Below are 2436 nucleotides of genomic sequence, written 5' to 3' on the forward strand. Positions count from 1 at the left end.
TTGAAAAACTTAAGTCCTACAAGGAGAATTTTAGAAAGGGAAATCCTTTAGGCTTTGTGAAAGGTATCACGAAATATACAATTGACAACGTTCTTAGTCTTGCAAGGGATTATCGAACTGGTTTTCCTAAAAACGCTCCAATTTTAAGCTTGGATCCACAAATAACATCTGTTGCTTCTCAAACAACAGCTGTTGATGTGACAGAGGAGATAGAGGAAACGGATGATAAAGATGCTCCATTGACCATGGAAAGTGCCACAGCACTTTTAAAAAGCCTAGGTTGGTCAACCGAGAAAATCGATGAGAATGACCATATGGCAAGCTATCAATTAGCTGATCGTGAAGTAGATATTCTTTATAACGACGAAATTGCCAAAGATTACCCACAATTTGATAGCGCTTTTATGATTAGTACTGGCATTCTTTCCACCGCTTGTAAATTCATTGATCCTACCCACACGGAAGATATTCCAGATTTACAGCTTAATTTTGAAGCAAAGGGTTTAGAAATCTTTGAACCAGAAGTTACTGCGGATCGCTTAAAGCAAGCACTTGATGACGCGCTAAAATGGGCGGTAACAGACATTGACCTTTCTAAAAGACTTCGCTCTGATTATGGCACTGCTCCTTGGCAACAAGATGCAACATCTAAAGCAGATAATACGGATTATGCTTTACTTCATCTTGGCGCTCTTGCTTTGTTGGGTGATACTGAAACCTTACAATCTTATCAGCAAAGCTTTACGGCAGGTGATCACCTAGGCTTTGACGAAAGCATCAACAAAACCCACCTTGAACGTGCATTAGCTTTAGCCAAAGAAGTAGCAAAGGTGAAGCAAGTGAGTTACGCTTTGATTAAACAGGTGGCAGAAAAGCTTGATGATCCACAAGAGGTTACCAGCGATGAGCAACCCCGCTCGTGGAAAGAGAAAATAGTCAATTTTATCGGAAAAAAAGACAAGAAATAGCACCTAAAAATATCGAAAAGTTCTCAGAAATTTAGAAAATAAGGTGCGGTCCAAAGCCTTGATCACTAGTTGAAAAACTCAACAGTGGTGTGGCTCTGATCATGGTTTTGGTGCAAGATTTAAAGGAAATAACCTATTATTTCATAGATTATCAAAATTCCTTTTTATGGGCTTTTGTCTATTTTATCGGTTATGTCAGTTTATTTAACAGACGAATCTTATGATTTTAGTGAGTGATTAAAATGTGCTTTATGAAAAGCATATGATCCTTTAAGCCTTTCAAAAGATAGCTTGTAACTCATAAGAAATGCTATCAAGACCATTATGGTTATGAGTTTTGGAGGTTTAGGTTTTTTTGGGGGTTCTTTTTACCCATTATCATTTTATTTTTTTAATCCAAAACAAAAGTTGTTATATTTCAATAAGTTAATGTTTCAAATAAACAACCTGTATTAAACACAACACATAAATACAATCTTTAATATATATTTAAGAGGGTTTTGTAGGTGTTTTGGGGGGGGTAAAAACAGACAAAACCTATAAGCAAAATATACATAGCTCTCTTTAAACAAAGCTTTTAAAAAGGATAAAGCTATCATTTGAGATTACGATATAACCTCTTAAAGGCAATCCAAATGACAGTATTAAAAAATGCAAATATTCTCTTTTTAGAGTAATGCATATAAACACTCCTTTTAAGATTGTAGATAATCAACTTACAAGAAAGGTATAGATTATAATTAAAGACCCTATACCCCTTATGAGTTTTAAGATCTTATAAGCTTATTCAGTTTCTTTAATTTCTAGTTTTGGTAGGTTTTTAACAATTTTCATTGTCTCTAAACTTACGGTAATAACCCTTTGAAACAACTCCAATGGATATAGAATATAAAGGCGTAAAGGCGAAAACCAATCTCCATTTTTACCATCCCCTTTTAATTCAGTTTTACGACTTTCAAAAGTCTCTAAAGCAATATCTTTTAAATAATGAAGATTGCTTACTGCTTCACGCTTTTGTTTGTTGCGTTCTTTAATGGGGTCACGACCTTCACGTAAAACAGAACGCCATTGGTTTGCACATTCGCGAGCTTGTTTTAAAGAGACATCTCGCAACGCTCCCAAGCCCATTTCACGACGACGCCTGTGAATGGTATAGCGATAAAGCCATTGAGCACGCCATCTTTACGCTTATGAAGAAGCAAGCCGGCGCCATCATTATATTTGCCAGCCCCCAATGTTGCGACAGATCTTGCATTAAAACGGTTCATAAGAGCCATTTTAAATCCTTTCTTATATAATTTTTACCCACATGCCAGCCCCGCTTGTGATATGCAAACAAGTGATTTTGATTGATGCCACATAAACAGATTTGAAATGAGAGAATCTTACGTTATTCGAGAGTCTCATTCAATATGAATAACGCTAGATTATCATTATAAATCAATGTGTTGTTATGAGAAGACGAGTA

Annotated in this window: 1 protein-coding gene and 1 pseudogene; one reads left to right on the forward strand and one right to left on the reverse strand. The window is 35.8% G+C overall.

The genetic code is table 11. The annotated features are described in order from the left end of the window. A partial coding sequence (locus PVV64_RS10230; RefSeq protein WP_404978429.1) for a DUF6990 domain-containing protein occupies window positions 1–968 on the forward strand: 968 nt, incomplete at its 5' end. A gap of 882 nt (window positions 969–1850) precedes the next feature. On the opposite strand, the pseudogene PVV64_RS10235 reads toward PVV64_RS10230, so the two are convergent. Next, window positions 1851–2245 (reverse strand): annotated as a pseudogene (locus PVV64_RS10235) (Arm DNA-binding domain-containing protein); the annotation flags it as partial. Window positions 2246–2436: the final 191 nt, after the last annotated feature.

This window comes from Bartonella sp. ML70XJBT.G (genome assembly GCF_028618575.1).
Lineage (GTDB): Bacteria > Pseudomonadota > Alphaproteobacteria > Rhizobiales > Rhizobiaceae > Bartonella.